Consider the following 25,430-nt stretch of genomic DNA (forward strand, 5'->3'; position numbering starts at 1 on the left):
CCGGGCGGCCGTCTCGGCGCCGGGGCACACCCGTCGGTCGAGATCACCAGCAGTGCGGGCGGACGAACCATTGCCAGCCCACGCACTCCACCGGCAGCACCGGCATCTCGGCGGGCTTCGCCTGTTTCACCCGCTCCGGAGTCCAGTACTCGAGGACCTCCTCGCGGGACGGCGTCTCGCGGTCCATGTCCACGCCGTCGGAGCCCCCCGCGTCCGGGACCGTGGCCGACACGGCCGCGCCGGAGAGTGCGATCAACCCGACGGACGCCGCGAGCACGACCCATGCGCGGGGCGGCAGCGTGGCACTGCGTTTGCCACGGTGGGCGGCACTCATCGGTCTCCCTGCGCTGCAGATCGGCGGCGTCAGCCTCGTGGCCCCAAGTATGCATTCGCCACATCCGACTCTCCAACAGTCCTTTTGTGAGGGACAGTTGGCGATTCCGCGCCCCTCGGCAGGCCCGCACGACGCACGCGATCACCCGATCAGGAGCCCTGTTCGACCAGGCCACCCCCGTGATCGACAAGCGGATGGCGTCTCAGCGCAGGTGGGATGTGTCGTTGAAGAGGCGCAGGCTCGCGTTGCCGTCCGCGTAGTACGCCACCGCCGACAGGGACGCCGCGGACAGCTCCATGCGGAACAGGGACTCCGGCGGGGCGCCGATCGCGAGGCGTACGAGCGTCTTGATCGGGGTGACGTGGGTGACGAGGAGGACGGTGCGGCCCGCGTACGAGGCGATGAGCTTGTCGCGGGTGGTGGCGATACGGCGGGCGGTCGCCGCGAAGCTCTCGCCGCCGCCGGTCGGTTCGGCCTTCGGGGAGGCGAGCCAGGCGTTCAGATCGTCCGGGTAGCGCTCGCGCGCCTCGCCGAACGTCAGCCCCTCCCAGGCACCGAAGTCCGTCTCGCGCAGCCCGTCCTCGACGACCACGTCGAGCCCGAGGCGGGCGGCGACGGCCCCCGCGGTCTCCCGGGTCCGGGTCAGCGGCGACGACACGATCGCCTGGATCGTCCCGCGCGCCGCCAGTGCCGCGGCGACCCGCTCGGCCTGTTCCCGGCCCACGTCCGACAGCGACGGATCGCTCCCGCCGCTGCCCGAGAAGCGCTTCTGGGGGGTGAGGGGGGTCTCGCCGTGGCGCAGCAGTACGAAGGTGGCGGGGGCGCCGAGGTCGGGGGGTGCGCCCCAGCCCACGGTCGGTGCGTCGGTTGCCGCGCTCGGCGCGGTCGCCACGTTTCGCGCGGCCCGCACGTCGCCTGCGGTCTGGGCCTGCGCGGCTCCGCCGCCTGGTGACGGGTGGCTTTCGGGGGTCGTCAGGCTGCGGGCCGGCGGGGGCTGGTCGCGCAGTTCCCCGCGCCCCTTGCGGGGCGCTCCAGGACCCGGCGCCTTCAGCGCCGCACGCGCCTTTGCCGCGCCTGCCGCCGCGTCCCCGGGCACACGTCTCGGCTCGGTGTCCAGCTCCGCCGTCGACGCCGACGGGGACCACTGCTCGCCGCGCTTACCGGCATCCATCGCCTCGTTGGCCAGCCGGTCCGCGTGCTTGTTCTGCTCGCGCGGGATCCACTCGTAGGTGACCTGGGCGGGCGGGAAGACGCGGGACGCCTCCGCCGCCAGCGGCTTCATGTCGGGGTGTTTGATCTTCCAGCGGCCCGACATCTGCTCGACGACGAGCTTGGAGTCCATCCGGACCCGGACCCTGGCGGTCGGGTCCAGTTCGTGGGCCGCCCGCAGGCCGGCCACCAGGCCCCGGTACTCGGCGACATTGTTGGTGGCGATGCCGATGTACTCGGCGGCCTCCACCAGCGTCTCCCCCGTGGCCGCGTCGATGACCACGGAGCCGTACCCCGCGGGCCCCGGGTTGCCCCGGGAACCGCCATCGGCCTCGACGATGAACTCCCGCACGCCACAAGCCCCTTACAGGCCGGACTCGGACGTGCGCACCAGGATGCGGCGGCAGTTCTCGCAGCGCAGCACCGTGTCCGGGGAGGCCGCCTTCACCTCGTTGACCTCGGTGATGTTGAGCTCCAGGCGGCAGCCCTCACAGCGGCGCTGGTAGAGCTTGGCCGCACCGACGCCGCCCTGCTGCTGGCGCAGCTTGTCGTAGAGCTTCAGCAGGTCGGCGGGGACGGTGGCCGCGATGACCTCGCGCTCCTTGGTCACGGACGCCGTCTCGCTGTCGAGGGACTCGAACGCGGCATCCCGCCGACCCGTCGCGTCGTCGATCTTCGACTGCACGGAGGAGACCCGCTCGGTCAGCTCGGCGACCCGCTCCTGCGCGGACTCGCGGCGCTCCATGACCTCGAGGACGACATCCTCCAGGTCGCCCTGCCGCTTGGCGAGGGAGGTGATCTCGCGCTGGAGGTTCTCCAGGTCCTTGGGGGACGACACGGCACCCGAGTCGAGGCGCTTCTGGTCGCGGACGGCGCGCTGGCGCACCTGGTCGACGTCCTGCTCCGCCTTGATCTGCTCGCGGGCGCAGTCGCTCTCCTCGGTCGTCGCGGCGACGAGCAGGTCACGCAGCTGCGTGAGGTCCTTGTTCAGCGACTCGATCTCGGCGTGCTCGGGAAGCGACCTCCGCTTGTGCGCGAGCTGCTGCAGGCGTACGTCGAGGTCCTGGACGTCGAGAAGTCGGATCTGGTCAGCGTGCGCGGCGTTCAGTTGGGGGCTCCTGCAGGTGTGATGGTGGAGGCCGCGTGGGCGGTCCAGGGGTCGGTGACCGTCTTCGAGACGTGGACCCTGAGGCCCCATCGATGGCGGTCGGAAATCTCGTCGAGCTGGGCGGCGGCCAGCTCGCACCAGGGCCACTCGGTGGCCCAGTGCGCCGCGTCGAGCAGCGCGAGAGGACTGTGGGCGCGATCCGCTGTGAACTCTGACGCCGGGTGGTGGCGCAGGTCCGCGGTGAGGAAGGCGTCGACGCCCGCGGCGCGCACGTCGTCGAAGAGGCTGTCGCCGGAGCCGCCGCTGACGGCCACGGTCCGCACCAGCGCGTCGGGGTCGCCCGCGACGCGGATGCCCTGCGCGGTGGCCGGCAACCGCTCGGCGGCGCGCGCGGCGAGTTCACGGACGGTCAGCGGGTGGTCCAGCTCACAGACGCGGCCGAGGCCCCGGCGGCCCTCCGGGTCGGTCGGGTCCGGCACCAGGGGGCGTACGACACGAAGGTCGAGCGCGCCCGCGAGGGCGTCCGAGACTCCCGGATCGGCGCGGTCGGCATTGGTGTGCGCGACGTGCAGCGCGATGTCGTTCTTGATCAGGGTGTGGACGACCCGGCCCTTGAAGGTGTCGGCCGCGACCGTCGTCGTGCCGCGCAGATAGAGCGGGTGGTGGGTGACCAGCAGGTCGGCGCCCAGCTTCACCGCTTCGTCGACGATGTCCTGGACCGGGTCGACGGCGAACAGGACGCGCGTGACCTCCTGGCCCGGGTCGCCGCAGACCGTGCCGACCGCGTCCCATCCCTCGGCCCACTCGGGGGGCCAGAGGGCGTCGAGCGCGGCGATGACTTCAGACAGGCGGGGCACGAGCCAAGGCTACCTGGCTGCTCCTTGCGCCTGAACCGGCGCCGCTCTCGCGGACGTGGTCGCCCGCCGTCGTGGTTGCTCAATTGATGGCTGCAGTGATCTTCGCAAAGGAATCGGAATGGCCCGTCATCGGCCACTCTCCACCCCGCCCAGCACACCCGCCCCCGTTCCCTCAGGCGAATCGCGATTTGGCCACCCTTATGTGTGACGCGGCAGCCCGTCGGTCCCCCGTCTGTGCGTGCGAAAACTAGCTTCGTCGCCGGAGGTGACCGAACGATGACGGCCTGTGCGACCCAGCGCGCGGCGGAACACGAGCGGGAGCGGGCCGCCCGCCCCGCGTGCGTGATCACCGCGGACGGAACCTACGCGGCACGTCTCACCCTCGACGGCGAGTCCTGGTTCCCGGAGCGTTGGACGCTGGACGGCCCCGAGCCGTACGCCGTACCGCTGCCGTCCCACCAGCCGGAGGAGCCCGGTACCGAGGTGCTGCCGATGACCGACGGGCGGGTGCTGATCCACCGTCTGGCGGGCACCAGGCACACCTTCTCGCTGCTCTACCCGACCGGGCCGGGCACCGGCGAACTGCCGCTCGGCGCGGTGGAGTGCCCGGACGAGGGCACCGAACTGCGGCTGCTGCCGCCCTCGCCGGACGGCGAGAGCGCGTACGCCCTCGCCGTGGGCCGGGGATCCACGGCGGTGTGGCTGGTGGCGGGCGGCGCCTTCGGTCCCGAGCACCTGGCCGAGCTGCCGGGCCGCTGCACGGGCGGAGTATGGCTGGACGGCACCGGACGCCTGCTGGCCCTGGACCGCTGCCAGGGCGGCCGGACCAAGACGGTGGTCGTCGACCTGGAGCGCGGCGGCGAGATGTCGCCGCTGCTGCAGATCGCCGAGGACAGCAACGACCGGCTGCTGCTCGCGGACGCCGACAGCGGGCTGCTGCTGATCCGCTCGGACGCGCCGTCACCGGGGCACGAGCGGGTGGGCTGGGGCGTGCTGGGGAGCACACTGCCGGTCCGTTTCCCGGAGTGCCTGCACGCGACGGACTGTGTGGTGACGCCCTTCGCGATCCAGCCGGGGCAGGTGCTGACGCCGGAGAGCTGCGCGGTGGCCCTGCGCATCGACGGCCCGGCCGGCACCTGGGTGGGCGTGTGGCGGCCCGCCGAGCGCCAGGTCCACCATCTCCGGGCGCCCGAGGGATGGTTGGCGGGCACCGGCCTGTGGACCAGGGAGGGGGTGCTCCATCTGCCGTACGCGACGGGGGCGGTGCCGTGCGGCCTGGCGAGAGTGGAGGCGCCCGTGGGGGCGGCGACGGGGGACGCGGACCTCGGTGATCCGCGTCCCCCGGAGCGGGTCGCCGCTCACCCGGAGCCGGTCGCCGCTCACCCGGAGCCGGTCGCCGCTCTCCCGGAGGGGGGCGCCGCTCGCCCTGTACCGCTCCAACAGGCGCCTTTGAAGGGGCGGCTCCTGCCTCCCGCCCGTCGGGCGATCGAAGACGGGGCCGTCCAGGGCAATCCGGGGGTCTGGGAGCGGGTGCCCCAGACCGATCCGGGGGTCTGGGTGCGGGTCCCCCGAGCCAATCCGGGGGGCTGGGAGCCGGTCCCCCAGGGGACGGGACCGGGCAGGGGCAGCGAGGGCGGCGGGGGCGAGGAAAAGCCGCCCGCCCGCACCCCGGTCGTGACCACCGGTTAGACTCCTCCGGCTGCAAAGTAAGGATCTTGTTTAACGGGGTGAAGACATTCACATGAACAACACCAGCACCATAGAACCGCCGGTCACCGACACCCAGGAGGCCGCAGGTCACGGCAAGCACCGGGGACCGGTCTCCGGTCAGGACAACCCGGTCACCGGTCAGGACTACGAGGCGACCCCGCACGGCCGCCACCGCAAGCCGTCCGGCCGGCCGGACACGTCGGCCTGACAGTACGTCCGACCGCACCAGCGATACGGCCCCGCTCGCCCAAGACGGCGAGCGGGGCCGTTCTCTCAAGACGGCGAGCGGGGCCGTTCTCTCAAGAAGAGCCCTCCCGAGCGTGCTTGAGTGCCAGCACCTCCGCTGCCGCGAACGTCTCGCCGCGCGGGCGCTCCGCGTAGTGCGGGGTGAGCAGCCCGTCGAGTTCGTCGTAGGTGAAGGCGTCCTGTTTGGTGTCGAACTTGGCGGCCACCCGCGGCCGTTCGACGATCGCGACCATACCGCCGTGTACGACGAGCAGCTGTCCGTTGACGTGCGCGGCCGCGGGTGAGGCCAAGTAGCCGACGAGCGGGGCGACATGCTCGGGCGCGAGCGGATCCAGTCCCCCGTCGAGCCCCCCATCGGGCTCGGCGAAACCGGCGAACACATCCTCCGTCATCCGGGTCCGGGCGCGTGGGCAGATGACGTTCGCCGTCACGCCGTACTTCGCGAGGGCGAGGGCGGTCGAGGTCGTCAGGCCGACGATCCCGCCTTTCGCCGCCGCGTAATTGGGCTGTCCCGCCGAGCCCGCGAGGAACGCCTCCGACGAGGTGTTCACGATCCGCCCGTACACCGGCCCGTCCGCCGCCTTGGACCGCGCCCGCCAGTGCGCGGACGCGAAGTGGGTCGTGTTGAAGTGGCCTTTCAGATGGACCTTGATGACCGAGTCCCACTCGTCCTCGGACATCGAGAAGACCATCCGGTCGCGCAGGATGCCCGCGTTGTTGACCAGGATGTCGAGCTTCCCGAACTCGTCCACCGCCAACTCGACCAGCACGCGGGCCTGTTCGTGGTCGGAGACGTCCCCGGTGTGGGCGACGGCGCGGCCGCCCGCGGCACGGATCTCGGCGGCGGCCTGCTCGGCGGGCGTGGCGGACGCCTCGCCGGAACCGTCCCGCCCGGGCTGCCCGTAGTCGTTGACGACGACGGCCGCGCCGAGCCGGCCGAGTTCCAGCGCCTCGGCCCGGCCGAGTCCGCGGCCCGCGCCGGTGACGATCGCGGTCAGCCCCTCAAGTGGCAGTGACATCAAGGACCCTTCCGGTCAGGAGAGTTGGCGGATCACATCTCGATGCACGTACGCAGCGCGACACCCGTCCGCATCTGGTCGAGGGCCTCGTTGATCCCGGCCAGCGGCACCCGGTGGGTGATCAGGCTCTCCAGGTCGATGCGGCCCGCGCGCCACAGGGCGACGGTCCGCTCGTACGAACGCAGGACGTCGCCGCCGCCGTACATCGAGGGCAGGATCCGCTTCTCGTCGAAGAACAGCTCGAACATGTTGAGCTGGAGAAAGTCGTCCATGGCGCCCACGCCGACGATGACCAGGGTGCCGCCACGGCGGGTGTTCTCGTAGGCGGTGCGGGCGGTGGCGGAGCGGCCGACGACCTCGAAGACGTAGTCGAAGCCCTCGCCGCCGGTGATCTGCTGCTTCGCGTCGGGCAGCTCGTCCGGCGCAACCGCCTTCGTGGCCCCGAACTTGAGCGCGGCCTCGCGGCGCGAGTCGACCGGGTCGACGGCGACGATCTCGGCGGCGCCCTTGAGCCGCGCGCCCTGGATCGCGGAGATACCGACGCCGCCGCAGCCGATCACGGCGACCGACGAACCGGCTTCCACGTCCGCGGTGTTGAGCGCGGCGCCGAGTCCGGTGGTGACCCCGCAGCCGATGAGGGCCGCGATGTCGAAGGGCACGTCGTCCGGGATCGGTACGGCCGAGCCCGCGTCGACCACCATTTCTTCCGTGAAGGTGCCGGTCCCGGCGAAGCCGAAGACATCTCCTGCGGGCCGCTTGAAGTTGGGCGTGCCGGCGTTCATGAACCCAGCCAGGCACAGCTGGCTCTGGCCGCGCTTGCAGGCCGGACAGGAGCCGCAGGCCGGCAGCCAGCAGACGACGACCCGGTCACCGGGCTTGAGGTGGGTGACGCCTTCGCCGACCTCGAGGATCTCGCCCGCGCCCTCGTGACCGGGCACGAACGGCGCGGGCTGCGGCAGCACGCCGCTCATCGCGGACAGGTCCGAGTGGCACAGCCCCGTGGCCCATACCCGGATCCGCACCCTGCCCGGCCCGAAGCCCACCGCCTCGATGTCGTCGACGACGTCGAGCTTGTCCTGACCTATCTCGTGCTGTACGGCTGCGCGCATGGTGCGGCTCCCCTCGGAAATCCCCTCGGACGTACTCGTGCTCGTGCTCGTACTCGTACTCGTACTCGTGCTCGTACTCGTACTCGTGCTCGTACTGGGCTCAGGAATGTTCGACGATCGTGTCGGCCAGCACCGGCGCGTCGCCCCGTTCGACCGCGCTCACCGCCACCCGGACCCCGCCGCTGCCCTGCCACATCCGGATGCGCAGGGTCTCGCCGGGGAAGACGACACCGGCGAAACGCGTGGTGTACGAGCGGACGCGCGTCACGTCCCCGCCGAGCAGCGTGTCGACGACCGCCTTGAGCGTCATCCCGTAGGTGCACAGCCCGTGCAGGATCGGCCGGTCGAACCCGGCGAGCTTGGCGAACTCAGGGTCGGCGTGCAGCGGGTTGAGGTCACCGGAGAGCCGGTAGAGGAGGGCCTGGTCCTCGCGGATCGGCCGCTCGACGGTCCGGTCGGGCTCGCCCGTCGGCGGTTCGAGGCGCGTGGAGGGACCCCTGTCGCCGCCCCACCCGCCTTCTCCCCGTACGAAGATCTGGGCGTCGTTCGTCCACAATGGACCCTCGGCGTCGGCGACTTCGGTGCGCATGACCAGGACCGCGGCCTTGCCCTTGTCGTACACGGCGGCGATGCGCCCGGTGGCCACGGCCTTGCCCTCGACCGGGATCGGGCGGTGCAGTTCGACGCGCTGGCCGCCGTGCAGGACGCGGGCGAGGTCGACCTCGACTCCGGGCATGGACAGGCCGCTGATCACGCCCGGTGAGCCCGCGCCCGCGACGGTCGCGAAGCTCGGCAGGACGTGCAGCCTGGATTCGAGGGTGTAGCGCAGCTCGTCGGGGTCGGTCGCGGGGACACCCGCGCCGAGGCCCAGGTGATAGAGCTGGACGTCCTTCCGATCCCAGGTGATCTCGCCGCTGCGGGGCTCGGCGGCGACGGCCTTGGCGGCGTCAATGGGCATGGGGCTCCTGATCACTAGCGCGAGAGACCTCGGCGCGACCGTCCGCACCGTCGGCCGCACCGAGGTCGACACTGGGCCACGGAACCCGCCCCCGGCAGTCCTCTAGAACGCGTTCCAGTCCGGCGACCCCCTGTATAGCCCAGCCCCCAGGACTTGTGAAGACTCCTGACGGCATGTCAGATGCCGTACGGCTCCGGGTGCGCGCCCATGACATTTGTCCCGCCCGATCCCGTACAAGCGCATCTGCCGGACCCCGGCCCCCGATCCCTAACGTCGTACCCATGACGAAGACGACGGGGACAGCGCGGGACTCGACACCTCCCGCCGTGTCCTTCACGGGGGCGGTCAAGACGTTCGGCGCGGTGCGCGCCGTCGACGGCGTGGACCTCGACATGGCGCGGGGTGAGACGGTCGCGCTGCTCGGGCGCAACGGCGCGGGCAAGTCGACGACCATCTCGCTGCTGCTCGGCCTGGACGAGCCCGACGAGGGATCGGTCGCGCTGTTCGGCGGGCGCCCGGAGGATGCGGTGTGCGCCGGGCGGGTCGGCGCGATGTTGCAGGACGCGCGGCCGGTGCCCCGCGTCACCGTCCGCGAGCTGGTCTCGTTCGTCGCGGGCCGCTATCCGGCGCCGCTGCCGGTCGCCGACGCGCTGCGGCTGGCGGGCATCGAGGAGCTGGCGGGGCGACGCGTCGACCGGCTGTCCGGCGGGCAGGCACAGCGCGTGCGGTTCGCGGTGGCGCTCGCCGGGAACCCCGAGCTGATCGTGCTCGACGAGCCGACCGCCGCGCTGGACGTGGAGGCACGGCACGCGTTCTGGGACTCGATGCGGGCGTACGCCCGCCGCGGCCACACCGTCCTGTTCTCCACGCACTACCTGGAGGAGGCCGACGCGCACGCCGACCGCATCGTCGTCATCGATCGCGGCCGGATCGCCGCCGACGGCACCGGGGAGCAACTCAAGCGGGCGGTGGGCGGCAATCTCGTCTCCTTCGACCTCGCGGGACACGGAACGGAGGGCCTGGCGCTGCTGCCCGGCGTGGTCTCTGTGGAGGTGCGCGGGGACCGGGCCCGGCTGCGGACGGAGGACTCGGACGCGACGGTGATCGCGCTGGCCGGACTGGGTGCGATACGCGGCCTGGAGGTCGTACCCGCGTCGCTGGACGAAGCGTTCCTGGCACTCACCACTTCGCGTGTTCCCTCAAGTGATCCCTCGATGGATCCCTCAAGCGTTCACTCAAGTGGTCCCTCAAGCGTTCCGGAGACGGTGTGATGCTGGACTATCTGCGGCTCGAAGTGCGCCGGACGCTGCGCGACACCGGCTTCGTGATCGGCTGCGTCGCGATGCCGGTGATGATGTACCTCCTCTTCACCAACCTCGGTGGCGGTGACGACGGCGGCTGGAAGACCGCGTCCATGGTCGGCATGGCCGCGTACGGTGCGGTGGGCTCGGCCCTGAACACCGGGGGCGGGGTCGCCGAGGACAAGGTCATCGGCTGGCTGCGGCAGCTACGGGTGACACCGATGACACCGCGCGAGGTGGTGCTGGGGCGGGCGCTGACCGGCTCGGTGACCGTGCTGCCCGCGATCGCCGCGGTGCTGGCGGCGGGCGGTCTGGTCAACGGCGTACGGCTGGACGTCTGGCAGTGGGCCGCGATCGCGGTGCTGCTGTGGCTCGGTTCGGTCCCCTTCACGCTGCTCGGCCTCGGCAACGGCTACCGGCTGACCGCGCAGGGGACCGGGGTGGCGAACATGGTGTGCAACCTGGGGCTCTCGGTGGTGGGCGGCCTGTGGTTCCCGCTCGAGCTCTTCCCCGGCTGGCTGCGGTACCTGTCCGCCTACACCCCCACGAACCGGTTCGCCCAGCTCGGCACGTCCGTCGCCGACGGTGGCGCGCCGACGCTCGCCGCGGTCGCGGTCCTCACCGGCTGGCTGCTGGCCTTCGGTTCGTACGCTGTGGTCTCGTACCGCAGGGCCGCGCGGTCCGTCTGAACCGGGAGCGGAGACTGGAGCGCAGAGATGTCATGGATACGCGGCGTGACATGCCGGATGGACGCGTGGGAGGAGGCACGGCGGCAGGGGAAGGGTGACAGGAAGAGGTTCAAGGATGACCAGCTGACCGCGAGCAGGACCGGGAAGCGGCCCGAGGACCCTGGCCCGCCGCCCACCGGCTTCGCCCTGCTGCCCTGGCTTCTGATGGGCATGGGCGCCTTCTCCAACCTCTTCCAGGGCAAGACCCCCAACCCCTGGATCGGCGGCCTGGGCCTGCTCGCCTTCAACTCCCTCTACATCCACGTGGTGTTCCGCGCCTTCGTGAAGGAGGCCCGCGAGGCCCGCTCCACGCGCCTGGCACTCGCCCTGCTGGCCGCGGTGACCTGCGCTCTCGCCATCGGCTACGGCGGCAGCTGGCTGCTGTTCTTCCCTCTGCTGGGCCTTGCGACGGGGGCGATCCTGCGCGGCCGGTGGCTCGGCAGGGCCGGTCTCGGCCTGAGCGCGCTGGCGGGTGTCGTCTCCGCTGTCCGGGACGGCTGGGACGCGGTCAACATCGCGTACGGCACCTTCCTGTCCACCATGGTGACGGCCGCGATCCTCTCCCTCGCCGAAGCGGTACGGGATCTGCGCGCGGCCCGCGAGGAACTGGCCCGGCGTGCCGTCGAGCAGGAACGCCTGCGTTTCTCCCGCGATCTGCACGACCTGCTCGGCCACACCCTGTCGGTGATCGTGGTGAAGTCGGAGGCGGCCCGGCGGCTCGCCCACCGGGACCTGGAGGCGGCCCTGGTCCAGGTCACGGACATCGAGTCGGTCGGCCGCCAGGCCCTGACCGAGATACGCGAGGCGGTCACCGGCTACCGCGAGGGCAGCCTCACCACAGAACTGGACCGCGCCCGCTCCGCGCTGTCCGCCGTGGGGGTCGACCCGGTGGTACGGCAGTCCGGCCCGCCCCTCGTCCCCCGGACCGAGGCCCTCCTCGGCTGGGTGCTCCGCGAGGCGGTCACCAACGTCGTCCGGCACAGCGGCGCGACCCACTGCGAGATCACCCTCGACGGGACCCCCGAACGCGTCCGCCTGACCATCACCGACAACGGCACCGGCGTCTCCATCCAGCGCCCCGTGGACGGCATCGACGGCACCGGCGGTACCGGCCTGAAGGGCCTCACCGAACGCCTCGCTACGGCGGGCGGCTCCCTGGAGGCGGGACCGGGCACCCGTGGCGGCTTCACGGTCACGGCTGAACTCCCCCTGGACGACACCGAGTTGACGGACCTGACGGAGCCGAGGGGAACCTCCGAACAACGGGCGTGAGCGTGACCGGCGCCGGGAGGCAGCACGGCACCGGAGGCTCCGTCCCCCGGACCGAAGCAGACCGGGCCGCCCGCCGGGGCGAAGCAGACCGGTGCGCTCCGCGCCCGCCCCACCCCAGGCATCCCGGGAGAGTGCACCCCCGCGGCATACCCTTGCCCCCGTGAACGAGATGCCGCAGGCCCATCGCCCCGCGAAGTCCGTCCGCGTCCTGCTCGCCGAGGATCAGCGCATGATGCGGGGCGCGCTCGCCCTGCTGCTGGGGCTGGAGCCGGACATCGAGGTCGTCGCCCAGGTGGCGGCGGGCGACGCCATCGTGGACGCCGCGCTGACGCACCGGCCGGATGTGGCCCTGCTGGACATCGAACTGCCCGGCATGAGTGGACTGGACGCCGCCGCCGAACTGCGCGAACAGGCCCCCGACTGCCGGGTGTTGATCCTCACCACCTTCGGACGGCCCGGGTATCTGCGGCGCGCCATGGAGGCGGGCGCCGCGGGGTTCCTGGTGAAGGACGGGCCCGTGGAGGAACTGGCCGAGGCGATCCGGCGGGTGCTGACCGGCGAGACCGTGATCGATCCGGCGCTCGCCGCGGCCGCGCTGAGCGCCGGACCCAATCCGCTCACCGCCCGTGAATGCGACGTACTGAAAGCCTCGGTGCACGGCGCCACCGTCGCCGACATCGCCGCGAAGCTCCACCTCTCCGAGTCCACCGTCCGCAACTACCTCTCCTCCGCGATCGGCAAGACAGGCACCCGCAACCGCATGGAGGCGATGCGGGAGGCACGTCAGCAGGGGTGGCTGTAACCGGGCCCCGCTCCCCCGCCCCCCCCACGTCATTTCGTCGCCGGCGCGGACGTCCGGCCCGGCAGCCACAGCAGCATCAGCACCGCCCCGCCGAGCAGTACGCCCCCTCCCGTGCGGAAGGCCAGCGCGTACCCCGCCGTCAACGCCTCCCCCGACGAGTCGCTCCCCGTACGGGCCGCCGCGATGGTCGACATGACGGCGAGTCCGAGTGAACCGCCCATCGTGCGGGAGGTGTTGACCAGGCCCGACACCAGGCCGGCGTCCTCCGGCGCGGCGCCCGAGGTGGCGAGCGCGGCGAGTGGGGTCGCGGCGAGGCCCGCGCCCAGCATCATCAGGAGGCCCGGGAACATGATGGCGGTGAGATACGCCCCGTCGGCCGTCATCGTCGACTGCCAGCCGAAGCCCGCCGCGGCGACCAGCGTCCCGACGACCGCGACATGGCGCGCCCCGACCACCGGCATGAGTCGCGGCGCGAGCTTCGATCCGAGGACCACCGCCAGCGCGCTCGGCACCAGCGCGAGCCCGGCGCCGAGCGGCGAGTAGTCGAGCACGTTCTGCGCGTACAGCGTCATGAAGTACCACATGCAGAACATCGCGGAGCCGCAGAGGAACATGGCCGCGTTGGCCGAGGACACCGCCCGCACACCGAACAGTTTCAACGGCATCAGCGGCGCCTTGGTGCGGGCCTCGACGAGGAGGAAGAGGCCGATCAGCGCGAGCCCGGCGCACAGCGGTACGAGGGTCGCGGCCGCCGCCCACCCCTCCGCCTCGGTCTGCACGATCCCGTACGCGAGGATCGCGAGCCCCGCCGTCACCAGCAGCGCGCCCGGCAGATCGAGCCGCCGCCCGTCCCCCGCCCGGCTCTCCGCGAGCCACCGTGCGGCGCCGGCCAGCACCACCGCGCCGATCGGCACGTTGATCAGCAGTACCCACCGCCAGGACAGCCCGTCGACCAGCAGTCCGCCGACCAGCCCGCCCGCCGCCCCGCCCCCGGCGCCGACCGCGGTCCAGGTCGCGATGGCCCGCGCGCGTGCGGCGCCCTCCGGGACGGCCGAGGTGAGAATCGTCAGCGTCGAGGGGGCGAGAACCGCGGCCCCCAGCCCCTGCACGGCCCGCGCGACCAGCAGCTGCGGGCCCTCCTGGGCGAGCCCGCCGCCCACCGAGGCCAGCGTGAACAGCGCGAGCCCGACCAGGAACATCCGCTTGCGCCCGTACAGATCACCGGCCCGCCCGCCGAGCAGCATGAACCCGGCGAAGGCGATCGCGTACGCGTTCACCACCCACTGCAGACCGGCCGGGCTCAGCCCCAGGTCGGTCCGCATGGACGGCAGCGCCACGTTGACGACGGAGACGTCGAGCACGACGAGGAACTGTCCGGCACACGCGAGCGCGACCACCACCCACATGGGCGGCGCCGTACGACCTGATATTCGGGTGTCTTCCGCGGCTCGCAGCATGGATGTCATGCTCTCAACCGCTCCACGGTCCTGGCATCAGGATTTCGCCGCACTCCGCCCTGGGTCGGAAGACCTACACCCGCACCATCGTCACCACCGCCGCCCCGCCCAGCCCGATGTTGTGGGCCAGTCCGACCCGTGCGCCCGCCACCTGCCGGCCGCCCGCCTCTCCCCTCAACTGCCAGACCAGCTCGGCCACCTGGGCGATCCCGGTCGCTCCCAGCGGATGCCCCTTGGAGATCAGCCCGCCGGACGGGTTCACCACCCACCGTCCGCCGTACGTCGTGGCCCCCGACTCGACGAGCTCGCCGGACCCGCCCTCCTCACACATCCCGAGGGCCTCGTAGGTCAGCAGCTCGTTGATGGAGAAGCAGTCGTGCAGTTCCACGACGTCCACGTCGTCGATGCCGAGTCCCGACCGCTCGTACACCTGGCGCGCGGCCTCGCGCGACATCGGCCGGCCGACGACGTCGATGCACGAGCCCGACGCGAACGACTCCTCCGTGTCCGTGGTCATCGCCTGCGCGACGATCTCCACGGCCCGCTCCCCCAGCTCGTGCCGTTCGACGAACCGTTCGGACACGACGACCGCGGCGGCGGCCCCGTCCGAGGTGGGTGAGCACTGGAGTTTCGTCAGCGGCCGGTGCACGACCCGGGCGGCGAGAATGTCGTCGACCTCGTACACGTCCTGGAACTGGGCGTACGGGTTGTTCGCCGAGTGCCGGTGGTTCTTGGCGCCGACGGCGGCGAGCTGCGCCTCGGTGGTCCCGTACTTCTCCATGTGCTCGCGCGCCGCGGCGCCGAAGATCTGCGCGGTGGGCGGGGACATCTCGAAGCCGTGCCGGGCGGCCATCACGGCGTAGTGCCGGGCCACCGGGGACGTCGCGAAGTCCCCGCCGTCGGCCCCGCCGCCCAGCGCGCCCTTCTTCATCTTCTCGAAGCCCAGGGCCAGGACGCAGTCCGAGCCCCCGCCCTCGACGAACTGCCGCGCCAGCATCAGGGCACTCGCCCCGGTCGCGCAGTTGTTGCTGACGTTGTAGACGGGAACGCCGGTCAGCCCCAGTTCGTAGGCGGCGCGCTGGCCCGCGGTGGAGGCCTGGAAGCAGTAGCCGACGGGCACCTGCTGCACGCGCTCGTACCCGATCCCGGCGTCGGCGAGGGCACCCGCGCCCGCCTCCTTCGCCATGTCCCAGTACTGCCACTCCCGGGTCTCCGGCTTCTCGAACTTCGTCATGCCGACCCCGACGACGTACGCCTTCATCATGACCTCCCCGTGTCCGTCCCTGCGGTCCAGCCCTGCGGTCCGTGCCTGTAGTCCGTCCCTGCGGTCTGTGCCTTCAGCACTCCATCCGCGCGCCAGACTAGAACGCGTTCTATTTTGACGGTAGGTCAGATACCCATGAGAGGGTCAAGTTTTCGTTAGTTCGCCGAAGCATCGGAATAGTTGCCCAGGCACACCGGGTTCTCATTGCACGTATCCCGCACGGATCACCCTTCTCCTCTTCTTCGTCCGGCCTGGAGGCCTTACTCAATGACGCACACGACGACCGACCAGCCCACCCGGAGGCCCAGCGGCGCCATCGTGCCGGTGCTGGCCTTCGCGGGCATCGTTGTCGCGGTGATGCAGACCCTGCTCGTCCCTGTCATCAAGGACCTGCCGGAGCTGCTGGGCACCGCGCCCAGCAACGCCACCTGGGTGATGACCTCGACACTGCTCGCGGGAGCCGTGGCGACGCCGATCATGGGCCGCCTCGGCGACCTCTACGGCAAGCGGCGCATGCTGCTGCTGAGCCTGTCCGTGATGGTCGTCGGCTCGCTGATCGCCGGGTTCACGAGTGACCTGCTCGTGATGATCGGTGGCCGTGCCCTGCAGGGCTTCGCCATGGGCGCGATCCCGCTCGGCATCGGCCTGATGCGCGACATGCTGCCCCGCGAGAAGCTCCCCTCGGCGATGGCCCTGATGAGCTCCTCGATCGGCGTCGGCGGCGGACTCGCGCTGCCCGTCGCGGCCCTGGTCGCGCAGCACGCCGACTGGCACGCCCTGTTCTTCCTCGCCGCCGGACTCGGCGTCGCCTCGATCGTCCTGACCCTGGTCGCCGTACCGGAATCCCCGATGCGCGCCGAGGGCACCTTCGACGTCCTGGGCGCGCTAGGCCTCTCCGCGGGCCTCGTCCTCTTCCTGCTGCCGATCACCAAGGGCAGCGACTGGGGCTGGACCTCGGGCACCACGCTCGCCCTGTTCGCCGCGGCGCTCGTCGTCCTCGTCCTGTGGGGCGTGATGGAGCTGCGCGTCAAGGCCCCGCTGGTGGACCTGCGCACCACGGCCCGCCGCTCGGTGCTCTTCACCAACCTCGCCTCGATCATGGTCGGTGTCGCCTTCTACGCCGTCTCGCTCGTCCTGCCGCAGCTGCTCCAGCTGCCGACGGCCACCGGCTACGGCCTCGGCCAGTCGATGGTGGTCGCCGGCCTGTGCGTGGCGCCGCTCGGCCTGACGATGATGTTCACCGCCCCGATCTACGCCCGCATCTCCGCCAAGTACGGCCCCAAGGTCACGCTGATCATCGGCATGCTGATCATCGCGATCGGCTACGGCGCCGGCCTCGGCCTGATGAACGCCGCCTGGCAGACCATCGTGATCGCGGTCGTCCTGGGCGCGGGTATCGGCCTCGCGTACTCCTCGCTCCCGGCCCTGATCATCGGCTCCGTCCCCGCGTCGGAGACGGGCGCGGCCAACGGCCTCAACAGCCTGATGCGCTCCATCGGTACGTCGGTGTCGAGCGCGGTCATCGGCATGGTGCTCGCCAACACGGCCAACGACGTCGGCGGCGTCGCCATCCCGACCATGCACGGCTTCCGGGTCTCCTTCCTGATCGCCGCCGGCGCGGTCGTCGTCGGCCTGCTCTTCGCCCTGCTCCTGCCGGGCCGCCGGGCGACCAAGCCGCAGCTGCGCGCCAGCAGCGAGGAGGACGCCGCCCTGGAGCGCGCCCACGAGATCCTCGGCGGAGGCTTCCGCGGCCGGGTCCTGGACGCCGACGGCGACCCGGTCGCCCGCGCCAAGGTCACCCTGATCGACCGGCGTGGCCGCCAGGCGGGCGCCACCCTCTCCGCGACGGACGGCAGCTACGCGCTCGCCGTCCCCGCCGAGGGCGCGTACGTCCTCGCCGCCAAGGCCACCGGCCACGGCCCGCTCGCCTCCTCGGCGACGCACACCGGCGACGACCGTCCGGTGGACGTGGACCTGGCGCTGCCGAGCGAGACCGTACGGGCGTAACAGCCCCCTCTCTCGCGCAGCCCCCTCTCGCGCACCCCCGTCGCCCACGCGGCGGGGGTGTCGTGCATCATGGGGCGCCCCCTCACCTGTACGAACTGTCACCTGTACGACCTGGAGGACCCATGCCCGCGGTACCCAAGCCGGAGATCCTCGCCGCCTTCGAGGCCGCAAAGGGGTTCATGCCGCTCGGCGAGGGGCTCGCGCTGTACGAGGCGGCGGTCGACGCGGGCCGACTCGGACTGCCCCTCCTGGAGGTCGGCACGTACTGCGGCCGCTCCACGATCCTGCTCGCGGACGCGGCGCGCGCGGCCGGGGTGACAGCGATCACGGTCGACCACCACCGGGGCAGCGAGGAGCAGCAGCCCGGCTGGGACTACCACGACCCGTCCACCGTCGACCCCGAACTCGGCCGCATGGACACCCTCCCCACCTTCCGCCGCACCCTCCACCAGGCGGGCCTGGAGGACCACGTGGTGGCGATCGTCGGCCGCTCCCCGCAGATCGCCGCCTTCTGGCAGACCCCCCTCGGTTTCGTCTTCATCGACGGCGGCCACACCGACGAGCACGCGAACGGCGACTACGAGGGCTGGGCGCCCCACGTCACCGAAGGCGGCCTCCTCGTGATCCACGACGTCTTCCCGAACCCCGCCGACGAATTCACCGGCCAGGCCCCGTACCGCGTCTACCTCCGCGCGCTGGCCTCCGGCGCGTTCACCGAGATCTCGGCGACGGACTCGTTGCGGGTGCTGCGGCGGACCGGGCCGGGGGTCTGAGGGACGAAGCGGCTGCTCAGCCCTTGACGGCGGAGCTGGCGACTCCCTGGACGAACCAGCGCTGGAAGAACGCGAAGACCACGAGGACGGGCAGGACGAGGAGTACGCCGAAGGCGAGGATCTGGCCCCAGTCGGGGGGCAGTTGGGCCTGGAAGACGCTCATTTCCAGTGGCAGCGGGCGTACCGCCGGGTCGGAGACCATCAGCACCGGCCACAGGAACGAGCCCCACTGGGTGAGGAAGGTGAGGATCGCGACGGAGGCGAAGGCGGGCTTGCTCATCGGGACGATGATGGCGAAGAAGGTGCGCCAGGGTCCGGCACCGTCGATGCGGGCGGCTTCCTCGATGCTGGGCGGGATCGAGCGGAAGAAGGTGTGGAACTGGTAGACCGAGAAGGCGTTGGCGATGAAGGGGTGAACGACAGTTCCTATTTATTTCAGTGGATATCCCACATTCTCAGTGAATATCCTGATGTTGTGAAGCTTTCCGAGTGGGCGGCGCGCAATGGCGTGCATTACCAGACCGCGTGGACCTGGGCGAAAGAGGGCCGTATGCCAGTCCCGGTCGTCCAGACGCCGTCCGGTACATGGCTCGTGACCGAGTCCGCTCCGCAGGCTGCCGGGCGGGTCGTGGTGTACTGCCGTGTCTCGTCCGCTGGCCAGAGAGCGGATCTGGAGCGCCAGGTCGCCCGGACCGTTCAGGGCGCAACGTCCCAAGGTCTCGCGGTCGCTGACGTGGTGACGGAGGTCGGCTCCGGTTTGAGCGGGCGGCGTCGCAGGCTGCACCGTCTGCTCGCCGATCCGGGGGTGGGGACGATCGTGGTCGAGCACCGAGACCGCCTCGCCCGGTTCGGTGTCGAGCACCTGGAAGCGGCTCTCTCGGCCACGGGTCGGCGCCTGGTCGTCCTCGACCCGGCAGAAACGGCCGACGACCTGGTAGGGGACATCACCGAGGTTCTGGCCTCGTTGTGCGCCCGCCTGTATGGCCGTCGCTCCGCGAAGGACCGTGCCGCCCGGGCCGTGGCCGCCGCGACCGGCCCGGAGCCGGCCGGATGAAGAAGTTCAAGCCGCAGCCGGGCTTCACCGTCCTCGCGCACAGGCTCGCGCTGGACCCGAACGCCACGACCGGCCGCCGCCTGTATGCGCACGCAGGTGCCGCGCGGGCCGCGTACAACTGGGCGGTCGCTTACGTCACCGCTGTGTGGTGGCAGCGCAAGGCCGAGCAGTCGTACGGCATCTGCGAGGACGATTTGACACCGTGGCGGTCGTGGTCGCTGCCCTCGCTGCGCAAGGCGTTCAACGAGGACAAGCGCACCAACCCGCGCTTCGCCGACTGGTGGGAGGAGAACTCCAAGGAGGCGTACAACACCGGCCTGGCAGGCGCGTCGGCGGCGTTCGACAACTACGCGAAGTCGAAGAGCGGCACGCGCAAGGGCCCAAAGATGGGCATCCCCCGCTTCAAGTCGAAGCGGAAAGCGCGCCTGACCTGCCGGTTCACCACCGGAACGATCCGTATCGAGCCTGACGGACGGCACATCACCCTGCCGAGGATCGGCCGCGTCCGCCTCCACGAGGACGCCTCCCGTCTGCGCGCCCTAGCCGACGCCGGGCATATGCGCATCCTGTCCGCGACCGCACGTCTGGACCGGGGCCGCTGGTACGTATCGCTCCAGGTCGAGCAGCGGCACGAGTTGCGGAAGGTCGCCCGCCCGGACGCGGCGGTCGGTATCGACCTCGGTATCAAGACCTTGGCCGTCTACGCGGACAGCGACGGTGTCCTCGGGGAGGAACCCAACCCACGCCACCTCGACCGCGCGCAGAAGCAGCTGCGCCGTACCAGCCGGGTCGTCTCCCGCCGCCAGGGCCCCGACCGGTGCACCGGGCAGCAGGCTTCGAAGCGCTGGGAAAAGGCCAACCAGGCGCGGAACAAGATCCATCACCGGGTCGCGAACCTCCGCGAGGACACCCTCCACAAGATGACGACCCGCCTCGCCTGCGAGTACGGCACGATCGTCGTCGAAGACCTCAACGTCGCGGGCATGGGCCGCAACCGGCGCCTGTCCCGCGCCGTCGCGGATGCCGCGTTCGGCGAGATCCGCCGCCAGCTCACCTACAAGACCCGTCGGCGCGGCACGAGACTCGTCGTCGCCGACCGCTGGTTCCCCTCCTCGAAGACCTGCTCGCGCTGCGGTGCGGTGAAAGCCAAGCTGCCCCTCAGCATGCGCGTCTTCGCGTGCGACAACTGCGGCCTCGTCCTCGACCGGGACGCCAACGCCGGACACAACCTGGCCGCCCTCGCGGCCCGCACCACAGGTACCGGAGTGGGCGGAGACCTGGACCCCGCCAAGGCGGAGTCGAAGCCCCGTGGAGCCGACCGCAAGACCCGCACCACCCGCCCGCGCCGCAAGGCCGGGACGGGGCGGGCAGGTGGCACAATCCCCAGCCCCCGGGCCGGGAAGGAAACGGGAGACCGTCAACAGGACACCAGTGCGCAACTCGCGCTCTGATGAAACCGTTACGGACCATTCCGGCAGAAACGCCGGGATTACTGAGATTGCTTGATGATCGAAGCAACGGATCGCCTGGATGAAGAGCGTGTTGCGCTGGCCGTTGAACATGTAGAAGAGCGGGACGGCCACGGACTCGAAGGGGACCAGCATCAGGAGAAGGACGAGGGTGAAGACCGCTTCCCTGCCGCGCCACTTCAGCCGTGACAGGCCGTACGCCGCCATGGAGTTGACGAACAGGCCGCCCGTGACGACCACGAAGGCCAGCAGCAGGGAGACACCCATGAAGCGCCAGAAGTAGCCGGTGCTGTCGGAGTTGAGACTGTCCAGGACGGCGGAGTAGTTGTCGAAGGACAGGTGGGTGGGGAGGAAGCCGGAGAGGCCGCTCAGGACTTCGTCGGAGGGCTTGAGGCTGCCCATGAGCAGGTAGAGGACGGGCAGGACGAAGATGAATGCCAGGACACTGAGTACGGCGTAGTCGAGGAAGCGGCGCAGCGGCGTGCGGGTCATGTGTCAGGCCCCGTTTCAGGTGTTCTCGGGCCGGACGACGCGGCGCTGGATGAGGGTCAGGGCGACGACGATCAGGAAGAAGACGACGGTGATCGCGGATGCCTGGCCGATGTTGTTCTGGTCGAAGGCGGTGGTGACGGCCTGGTACATCACGGTGCGGGTGGCGTCCTCGTCGAGTCCACCGCCGCGGATGAGGACGTAGACCTGGTCGAAGACCCGGAAGGAGAGCACCGAGGTGAGCATCGCGACGAAGACGAGGGTGCCGCGGATGCCGGGCAGGGTGACGTGGCGGAACTGCTGCCAGCGGCTCGCGCGGTCGAGTTCGGCGGCTTCGTAGAGCTCGCCCGGGATCCCCTGGAGGCCGGCCAGCAGGATGACCATCTGGAAGCCGACGCCCTGCCAGACGGACAGCACGATGATCGAGGCCATGGCTGTGGCGCTGTCGCCGAGCCAGTCGAAGGCACCCCAGTTGCCGAAGCTCACCGCATGCAGGGCCGAGTTGAGCATGCCCTGGTCGCTGCGGCTGAGGATGAGCCGCCAGATCACGGCCAGCGCCATGGGGAAGACGACCGGCATGAAGAAGAAGGACCGGAACAGGCCGATGGCCTTGAGCTTGCGGTTGAGCAGGATCGCCAGCCCGAGTGCGAGCCCGGTCTGCAGGGGTACGACGACCACGGCGAAGGTCAGGTTGTTGAGCAGGGCCCGCAGGAACGGGCCGGACAGGTCCGGGTCGGTGAACAGGCGCCGGTACTGCTCCAGGCCGAAGAAGGACGGCGCCAGCGGGGAGCCGAGGCGCACGTTGTAGAAGGAGAGGACGACGGCATAGCCGAACGGGATGCCGACGAAGGCGATGAGTCCGGCGACGGCAGGGGTGGACATCAGCAGTCCGTGCACCCAGTCGCGGTTCTTTCGCACCGTTCGCGCCGTTCGCGCCCGCCTCGCGGGCTTCACATGTGTCACGGGCGGGGCCTGCATGCGAGCCCGCCCCTGCCGATGGGTCCTACGGGATCTCGTAGCCGGCGTTGTCGGAGAAGTCCTGGTCGATGGCGCGGGCGGCTGCCTTGCCTCCGGGTCGTCACACGACCACTCGCCACACCTACCGCCGGGCTCTCTTAGTCGCCCAGGTCATAGCTGGATCCCGAAGCGGGCATCCCCCGCATCCAGCGCAGGTCCAGCATCATCGCGCGAGTGGATCCGGCAGGCCGAACGCCGTGATCTCCCCGTTCACGGATCGGGGACTCAAGTATCCCGCTGGTCTGCATGGCGTTGATCGATCCATCGGCGGCTGATGTCGGTCCACACTTCTTGCGCTCGCAGGAAGAACGGGTCGACATCCTCGAAACGTATAAGGTCAGGCGCCGTCCTTACGAGGAGGTAGTCCAGTTCGTCTCTGATGCGACGCAACCTGACCTCCGACTCCTCCATGAGGACCCAACGAGCCCGCCAGTTGAAGAAGGGTTCGACCGCGTTGATGGCAACCCCGCACGCTCCTAAGGAAAAAGCCAGACTGGCCCAGAAGTTGAGGTCCTGCAGCCCCAAGATCACTGTCGAGGCAACGGAGAAGGCCAAGGACAGCGACTTGACCAGCGAGGCGGACCGGCGGAACCGCGCTCTGCGGCTCTCGGACCACTCCATACCTGCCGTGAGCTGCCCCTGAACCCAGCGGGCCAACTCCGCCGGCGGAAGCCCCGCCGGAGGTTGTGGGTTCTCTGCCATCTCACGTCCTCATGTCGACGACTCACGCCCCATCCGCTCTGATGCTCCTCGTACCGTGTCCGGGTGTCACGTCCGAGCATCCGCGCCATGCGGCCCGACGTGAATCACGGGCACGGTCCCACCGATGCCCGGGACCACAGCTCCGCGCCTACGCGTCAGCTTGGGGGGCTTGCTGAACGGGCCTCGTGCGGCGAGGTACGTCCGCCACAACTCCGTTGCCGTCGAGCACCGGACCTGGCCGAAACCACAGTCTGCGCAATTCACCACGTGGTTCATGAACACTCCCCACTCCGACGCAGCTCGTATGACGCTGCGCTGCAGCCCGGCGGAGCCGCTGACAGAGTCGCCCCAGCACCATCCGATCCGGCTCACCGAAGCCTCCGGCGCCGCGGGTGAGGGTGGTTGCGGATCTCGACATTGCAGTCAGTGACACGGGAGTACTCCCCGGCTGCTGCGGCTTCGGCGCGCTGCCGGGCCAGGGCCGCGCACACTCCGCATCGTGGTTCCGGCTTCGGCCACTCGGCGGGAAGCGGCAGGTATACGGGTGGGCTCATGGTCGTCGCTGCCGTCGTGATCCGCGCACCGCCACCCATAGCAGGCATACGTGCACTGTCTCTGCTCATGAATCAAGGGAACCGTAAGTGTCCTGCCGGTGATCAGGACAGACTCCGGGCACTTCCCGACGGAGCACCGGACAGTTTCACCGACGGGGCCGGATCGGTAGGACTACCGTCAAGGGGCACCTGCACGAGGGGGAGGCAATGGCCAGGCAGCGGAACACGACGCTGGAAGCGCTGCTCACCGAGTTCGGTTACACCCACCAGCAACTCGCCGACGAGGTCAACCGCATCGCCGACAACGAGTGCGACGAGTTGGGCACGCCCGCGAACTGCACCGATCGGCACGTACGCCGCTGGATCTCAGGCGACGTGCAGTGGCCGTGGCCCCGGTACCTTCGCCCCCTCCAAGAGATCTTCGGCCGTGCCCCGGAGGCCATGGGGTTCGCCCCGCGCAAACCTCGCAACACCCCGCCTCCGCGACCGGCACCCGCACAGCAGCGCCGCACCGTGCAGCGCCGCACCTTCCTCGCCGGGGCCCTCATCGCCACACTCGGCACCGACCAGGCACCCCATCGCGGCCGCCTCGGCATGACGGACGTCGGCCGGATCCAGGGCACCATCACACGCCTGGACGCGCACTTCAACGGGCTCGGCGGCGCCCTGGTCGACGTCGCCACCGACTACCTGATCCGGCTCCAGCACTGCCTGGACCACTGCACGTACGGCGAACGCGTTGAGCGAGCACTGCACCGGGCAGTGGCCGACGTCTCCGCGTGCGCCGGGTGGTCGGCCCACGACTGCGGGGACTACGCGAAGGCCGCGCAACTGCGCAACTGCGCCTTACAGGCAGCTCTGTTGGCGCGCGACCCCGTCGCCGTGACCCGCGCCTGGTCCGACCTCGCCGCCCAGGCCGAGCACGCGGGTCGCCCGGCGGAAGCCGCCCGGATCAACCGCAACGCCCTCTCCGAGTGGCACCTGCGCTCTCATCCGTTGATCGCCGCACTCCTGCACGCACGGCTCGCCGACTGCCTCGCGCAGACCGGCGACCCGGCAGGCATGGGTCGTCAACTGACCGCGGCTGAGCGCGTTTACGACCGTGCCAACCCCGTTGGCGCGGCAAGCTGGCTCGCCTTCCTGACCTCGGCGGAACTGTCCGGCCTTGGTGCGATCGCCCACCAGAGTGCCGGCCAGTACGCCCGCGCAGAGCAACAGACGGTCCAAGCACTCGATCTCCTCGACGCTCGCTTCACCCGCAACCGCGCCTACTACACAGTGCTGCTCGCCGAACTCCAGCTCACGCAGGGCGACACGGAGCAAGCAGCCGAGACCGTCGCGCGAGTCCCGGCGGCAGGCATCGCCAGCAGCCGCATCACGTCCCGCCTCGAGCGGGTGACCGCCGCAGCCCATCACCAGGGAGGACACCCGTGACGACGCACGCCGAACTCGACACCCAGCACTACGACCACGGCGAAGCGGCCGCGATCCGTGAGCTCCTCCTCGACGTCCATGACGAGGTGTACGAGGGCAGTGACGACCCCCTCGCCGGTCGGGATGCCTTCGCCAAGTTCGTCGACCACTGGTCCGCGCGCGACGGCTTCGCGTGCGTCATCGCCTACGACCGCGGGGAGCCTGTCGGCTACGCCTACGGTGCGCCCCTCAGCGCGGCCACGACCTGGTGGGACAAGGTGACCCCGGCGTTGCCCAATGCCTTCACCACGGAGACCGGGGAACGCACTTTCGCCCTGTCGGAGCTGATGGTGCGCGCACCATGGCGCGGCACTGGGGCCTCCCGCCGGATCCACGATGCGCTGCTTGACGTCCGGCCGGAACAGCGAGTGACGCTGCTGGTCCACAAGGCACACGGCAAGGTGCTGGCCCTGTACGAGCGGTGGGGCTACCGGACGGTCGGCGAGGCGGTGCCGTTCGACGGGGCCCCGGAGCTGTGCGCCATGGTGTCAGACCTGCGGTGACGGAGTTGGCGTCGC

The 25,430-nt window shown here is 70.7% G+C and carries 24 protein-coding genes and 1 pseudogene; 13 read left to right on the forward strand and 12 right to left on the reverse strand.

The annotated features are described in order from the left end of the window. Positions 1-43 precede the first annotated feature (43 nt). The 4 genes from ACX28W_RS32340 to ACX28W_RS32355 all read right to left on the reverse strand — a co-directional run bounded on the left by ACX28W_RS32340 (position 44) and on the right by ACX28W_RS32355 (position 3,508). Positions 44-334 (reverse strand): hypothetical protein, encoded by a 291-nt coding sequence (locus tag ACX28W_RS32340; RefSeq protein WP_459003487.1) that lies wholly within the window; start codon positions 332-334, stop codon positions 44-46. A gap of 202 nt (positions 335-536) precedes the next feature. Then, on the reverse strand, positions 537-1,895 hold the full coding sequence (locus tag ACX28W_RS32345) for a bifunctional RNase H/acid phosphatase (RefSeq protein ID WP_459003488.1): 1,359 nt from the start codon (positions 1,893-1,895) through the stop codon (positions 537-539). 12 nt (positions 1,896-1,907) lie between these two features. Then, positions 1,908-2,651 (reverse strand): zinc ribbon domain-containing protein, encoded by a 744-nt coding sequence (locus ACX28W_RS32350; protein ID WP_459003562.1) that lies wholly within the window; start codon positions 2,649-2,651, stop codon positions 1,908-1,910. Next, positions 2,648-3,508 carry a Nif3-like dinuclear metal center hexameric protein gene (locus tag ACX28W_RS32355; protein WP_459003489.1) on the reverse strand — a complete coding sequence of 287 codons (861 nt, stop codon included), beginning with the start codon at positions 3,506-3,508 and terminating at the stop codon, positions 2,648-2,650. The genes ACX28W_RS32350 and ACX28W_RS32355 overlap by 4 nt, the downstream gene beginning before the upstream one ends. A gap of 276 nt (positions 3,509-3,784) precedes the next feature. On the opposite strand from ACX28W_RS32355, the pseudogene ACX28W_RS32360 reads away from it, so the two are divergent. Together ACX28W_RS32360 and ACX28W_RS32365 are read left to right on the forward strand one after the other, a co-directional pair. Then, positions 3,785-4,972, forward strand: a pseudogene (locus tag ACX28W_RS32360) (hypothetical protein); the annotation flags it as partial. A gap of 277 nt (positions 4,973-5,249) precedes the next feature. Further along, positions 5,250-5,426, forward strand: coding sequence for a hypothetical protein (locus ACX28W_RS32365; RefSeq protein ID WP_459003491.1), 177 nt, complete (start codon positions 5,250-5,252; stop codon positions 5,424-5,426). Between the two features lie 91 nt (positions 5,427-5,517). Here ACX28W_RS32365 and ACX28W_RS32370 read toward each other — a convergent pair whose 3' ends face one another. The 3 genes from ACX28W_RS32370 to ACX28W_RS32380 form a co-directional block, all read right to left on the reverse strand. After that, positions 5,518-6,483 carry a 3-oxoacyl-ACP reductase gene (locus ACX28W_RS32370; RefSeq protein ID WP_459003493.1) on the reverse strand — a complete coding sequence of 322 codons (966 nt, stop codon included), beginning with the start codon at positions 6,481-6,483 and terminating at the stop codon, positions 5,518-5,520. 32 nt (positions 6,484-6,515) lie between these two features. Continuing rightward, positions 6,516-7,592, reverse strand: a complete 1,077-nt coding sequence (locus tag ACX28W_RS32375) for a Zn-dependent alcohol dehydrogenase (protein WP_459003495.1) — start codon at positions 7,590-7,592, stop codon at positions 6,516-6,518. A gap of 100 nt (positions 7,593-7,692) precedes the next feature. Next, the gene (locus tag ACX28W_RS32380; protein WP_459003496.1) at positions 7,693-8,550 is read right to left on the reverse strand and encodes a MaoC/PaaZ C-terminal domain-containing protein; all 858 of its coding nucleotides are present in this window, start codon (positions 8,548-8,550) and stop codon (positions 7,693-7,695) included. Between the two features lie 281 nt (positions 8,551-8,831). Here ACX28W_RS32380 and ACX28W_RS32385 point away from each other — a divergent pair, with 281 nt between their 5' ends. The 4 genes from ACX28W_RS32385 to ACX28W_RS32400 all read left to right on the forward strand — a co-directional run bounded on the left by ACX28W_RS32385 (position 8,832) and on the right by ACX28W_RS32400 (position 12,653). Continuing rightward, positions 8,832-9,821 carry an ABC transporter ATP-binding protein gene (locus ACX28W_RS32385; RefSeq protein ID WP_459003498.1) on the forward strand — a complete coding sequence of 330 codons (990 nt, stop codon included), beginning with the start codon at positions 8,832-8,834 and terminating at the stop codon, positions 9,819-9,821. Continuing rightward, on the forward strand, positions 9,821-10,540 hold the full coding sequence (locus ACX28W_RS32390; RefSeq protein ID WP_459003499.1) for an ABC transporter permease: 720 nt from the start codon (positions 9,821-9,823) through the stop codon (positions 10,538-10,540). The genes ACX28W_RS32385 and ACX28W_RS32390 overlap by 1 nt, the downstream gene beginning before the upstream one ends. A gap of 27 nt (positions 10,541-10,567) precedes the next feature. Beyond that, positions 10,568-11,851, forward strand: a complete 1,284-nt coding sequence (locus ACX28W_RS32395) for a sensor histidine kinase (RefSeq protein ID WP_459003501.1) — start codon at positions 10,568-10,570, stop codon at positions 11,849-11,851. A gap of 169 nt (positions 11,852-12,020) precedes the next feature. Beyond that, positions 12,021-12,653, forward strand: coding sequence for a response regulator (locus tag ACX28W_RS32400; RefSeq protein ID WP_459003564.1), 633 nt, complete (start codon positions 12,021-12,023; stop codon positions 12,651-12,653). Positions 12,654-12,682: 29 nt separating this feature from the next. Here the strand turns inward: ACX28W_RS32400 and ACX28W_RS32405 are convergent, their stop codons facing one another. Next, positions 12,683-14,119, reverse strand: coding sequence for a DHA2 family efflux MFS transporter permease subunit (locus tag ACX28W_RS32405; RefSeq protein WP_459003502.1), 1,437 nt, complete (start codon positions 14,117-14,119; stop codon positions 12,683-12,685). 64 nt (positions 14,120-14,183) lie between these two features. Next, on the reverse strand, positions 14,184-15,371 hold the full coding sequence (locus ACX28W_RS32410) for a thiolase C-terminal domain-containing protein (protein WP_459003566.1): 1,188 nt from the start codon (positions 15,369-15,371) through the stop codon (positions 14,184-14,186). 270 nt (positions 15,372-15,641) lie between these two features. Here ACX28W_RS32410 and ACX28W_RS32415 point away from each other — a divergent pair, with 270 nt between their 5' ends. Together ACX28W_RS32415 and ACX28W_RS32420 are read left to right on the forward strand one after the other, a co-directional pair. Then, complete coding sequence (locus ACX28W_RS32415) at positions 15,642-17,381, forward strand: MFS transporter (RefSeq protein ID WP_459003504.1); 1,740 nt, start codon at positions 15,642-15,644, stop codon at positions 17,379-17,381. A 122-nt stretch (positions 17,382-17,503) separates the two neighbouring features. Continuing rightward, positions 17,504-18,154: a class I SAM-dependent methyltransferase gene (locus ACX28W_RS32420; RefSeq protein ID WP_459003506.1), complete on the forward strand. Its 651-nt coding sequence runs from the start codon at positions 17,504-17,506 to the stop codon at positions 18,152-18,154. Between the two features lie 16 nt (positions 18,155-18,170). Here ACX28W_RS32420 and ACX28W_RS32425 read toward each other — a convergent pair whose 3' ends face one another. Further along, positions 18,171-18,584, reverse strand: coding sequence for a carbohydrate ABC transporter permease (locus tag ACX28W_RS32425; RefSeq protein WP_459003567.1), 414 nt, complete (start codon positions 18,582-18,584; stop codon positions 18,171-18,173). Between the two features lie 45 nt (positions 18,585-18,629). Between ACX28W_RS32425 and ACX28W_RS32430 the strand changes: the two genes are divergently transcribed. From ACX28W_RS32430 to ACX28W_RS32440, 3 genes are read left to right on the forward strand one after another with little or no spacing between them, the layout of a single operon-like run. Next, positions 18,630-19,208: an IS607 family transposase gene (locus ACX28W_RS32430; RefSeq protein ID WP_459003508.1), complete on the forward strand. Its 579-nt coding sequence runs from the start codon at positions 18,630-18,632 to the stop codon at positions 19,206-19,208. After that, positions 19,205-20,659, forward strand: a complete 1,455-nt coding sequence (gene tnpB, locus ACX28W_RS32435) for an IS607 family element RNA-guided endonuclease TnpB (RefSeq protein ID WP_459003510.1) — start codon at positions 19,205-19,207, stop codon at positions 20,657-20,659. Before ACX28W_RS32430 ends, tnpB begins: the two co-directional genes overlap by 4 nt. Before the next feature lie 54 nt (positions 20,660-20,713). Next, positions 20,714-20,866: a hypothetical protein gene (locus ACX28W_RS32440; RefSeq protein ID WP_459003512.1), complete on the forward strand. Its 153-nt coding sequence runs from the start codon at positions 20,714-20,716 to the stop codon at positions 20,864-20,866. A gap of 318 nt (positions 20,867-21,184) precedes the next feature. Here ACX28W_RS32440 and ACX28W_RS32445 read toward each other — a convergent pair whose 3' ends face one another. Both ACX28W_RS32445 and ACX28W_RS32450 read right to left on the reverse strand, forming a co-directional pair. Beyond that, entirely contained in the window at positions 21,185-22,084 is a 900-nt protein-coding gene (locus tag ACX28W_RS32445; protein ID WP_459003514.1) for a carbohydrate ABC transporter permease, read from the reverse strand. Between the two features lie 324 nt (positions 22,085-22,408). After that, on the reverse strand, positions 22,409-22,885 hold the full coding sequence (locus ACX28W_RS32450; RefSeq protein WP_459003516.1) for a DUF4231 domain-containing protein: 477 nt from the start codon (positions 22,883-22,885) through the stop codon (positions 22,409-22,411). Positions 22,886-23,646: 761 nt separating this feature from the next. Here ACX28W_RS32450 and ACX28W_RS32455 point away from each other — a divergent pair. Together ACX28W_RS32455 and ACX28W_RS32460 are read left to right on the forward strand one after the other, a co-directional pair. Next, entirely contained in the window at positions 23,647-24,873 is a 1,227-nt protein-coding gene (locus ACX28W_RS32455) for a tetratricopeptide repeat protein (protein ID WP_459003517.1), read from the forward strand. After that, positions 24,870-25,415, forward strand: a complete 546-nt coding sequence (locus tag ACX28W_RS32460) for a GNAT family N-acetyltransferase (protein WP_459003518.1) — start codon at positions 24,870-24,872, stop codon at positions 25,413-25,415. The genes ACX28W_RS32455 and ACX28W_RS32460 overlap by 4 nt, the downstream gene beginning before the upstream one ends. Positions 25,416-25,430: the final 15 nt, after the last annotated feature.

This window comes from Streptomyces sp. SD15 (assembly GCF_054462255.1).

What these genes read in the sequence shown, in the direction of transcription:
- ACX28W_RS32440 (WP_459003512.1), top strand. Translation starts at nt 20,714, where the DNA reads ATGATCGAAGCAACGGATCGCCTGGATGAAGAGCGTGTTGCGCTGGCC.
- ACX28W_RS32450 (WP_459003516.1), bottom strand. Translation starts at nt 22,885, where the DNA reads ATGGCAGAGAACCCACAACCTCCGGCGGGGCTTCCGCCGGCGGAGTTG.
- ACX28W_RS32455 (WP_459003517.1), top strand. Translation starts at nt 23,647, where the DNA reads ATGGCCAGGCAGCGGAACACGACGCTGGAAGCGCTGCTCACCGAGTTC.
- ACX28W_RS32400 (WP_459003564.1), top strand. Translation starts at nt 12,021, where the DNA reads ATGCCGCAGGCCCATCGCCCCGCGAAGTCCGTCCGCGTCCTGCTCGCC.
- ACX28W_RS32405 (WP_459003502.1), bottom strand. Translation starts at nt 14,119, where the DNA reads ATGACATCCATGCTGCGAGCCGCGGAAGACACCCGAATATCAGGTCGT.
- ACX28W_RS32380 (WP_459003496.1), bottom strand. Translation starts at nt 8,550, where the DNA reads ATGCCCATTGACGCCGCCAAGGCCGTCGCCGCCGAGCCCCGCAGCGGC.
- tnpB (WP_459003510.1), top strand. Translation starts at nt 19,205, where the DNA reads ATGAAGAAGTTCAAGCCGCAGCCGGGCTTCACCGTCCTCGCGCACAGG.
- ACX28W_RS32385 (WP_459003498.1), top strand. Translation starts at nt 8,832, where the DNA reads ATGACGAAGACGACGGGGACAGCGCGGGACTCGACACCTCCCGCCGTG.
- ACX28W_RS32410 (WP_459003566.1), bottom strand. Translation starts at nt 15,371, where the DNA reads ATGAAGGCGTACGTCGTCGGGGTCGGCATGACGAAGTTCGAGAAGCCG.
- ACX28W_RS32340 (WP_459003487.1), bottom strand. Translation starts at nt 334, where the DNA reads ATGAGTGCCGCCCACCGTGGCAAACGCAGTGCCACGCTGCCGCCCCGC.
- ACX28W_RS32375 (WP_459003495.1), bottom strand. Translation starts at nt 7,592, where the DNA reads ATGCGCGCAGCCGTACAGCACGAGATAGGTCAGGACAAGCTCGACGTC.
- ACX28W_RS32390 (WP_459003499.1), top strand. Translation starts at nt 9,821, where the DNA reads ATGCTGGACTATCTGCGGCTCGAAGTGCGCCGGACGCTGCGCGACACC.
- ACX28W_RS32415 (WP_459003504.1), top strand. Translation starts at nt 15,642, where the DNA reads ATGACGCACACGACGACCGACCAGCCCACCCGGAGGCCCAGCGGCGCC.
- ACX28W_RS32420 (WP_459003506.1), top strand. Translation starts at nt 17,504, where the DNA reads ATGCCCGCGGTACCCAAGCCGGAGATCCTCGCCGCCTTCGAGGCCGCA.
- ACX28W_RS32370 (WP_459003493.1), bottom strand. Translation starts at nt 6,483, where the DNA reads ATGTCACTGCCACTTGAGGGGCTGACCGCGATCGTCACCGGCGCGGGC.
- ACX28W_RS32395 (WP_459003501.1), top strand. Translation starts at nt 10,568, where the DNA reads ATGTCATGGATACGCGGCGTGACATGCCGGATGGACGCGTGGGAGGAG.
- ACX28W_RS32365 (WP_459003491.1), top strand. Translation starts at nt 5,250, where the DNA reads ATGAACAACACCAGCACCATAGAACCGCCGGTCACCGACACCCAGGAG.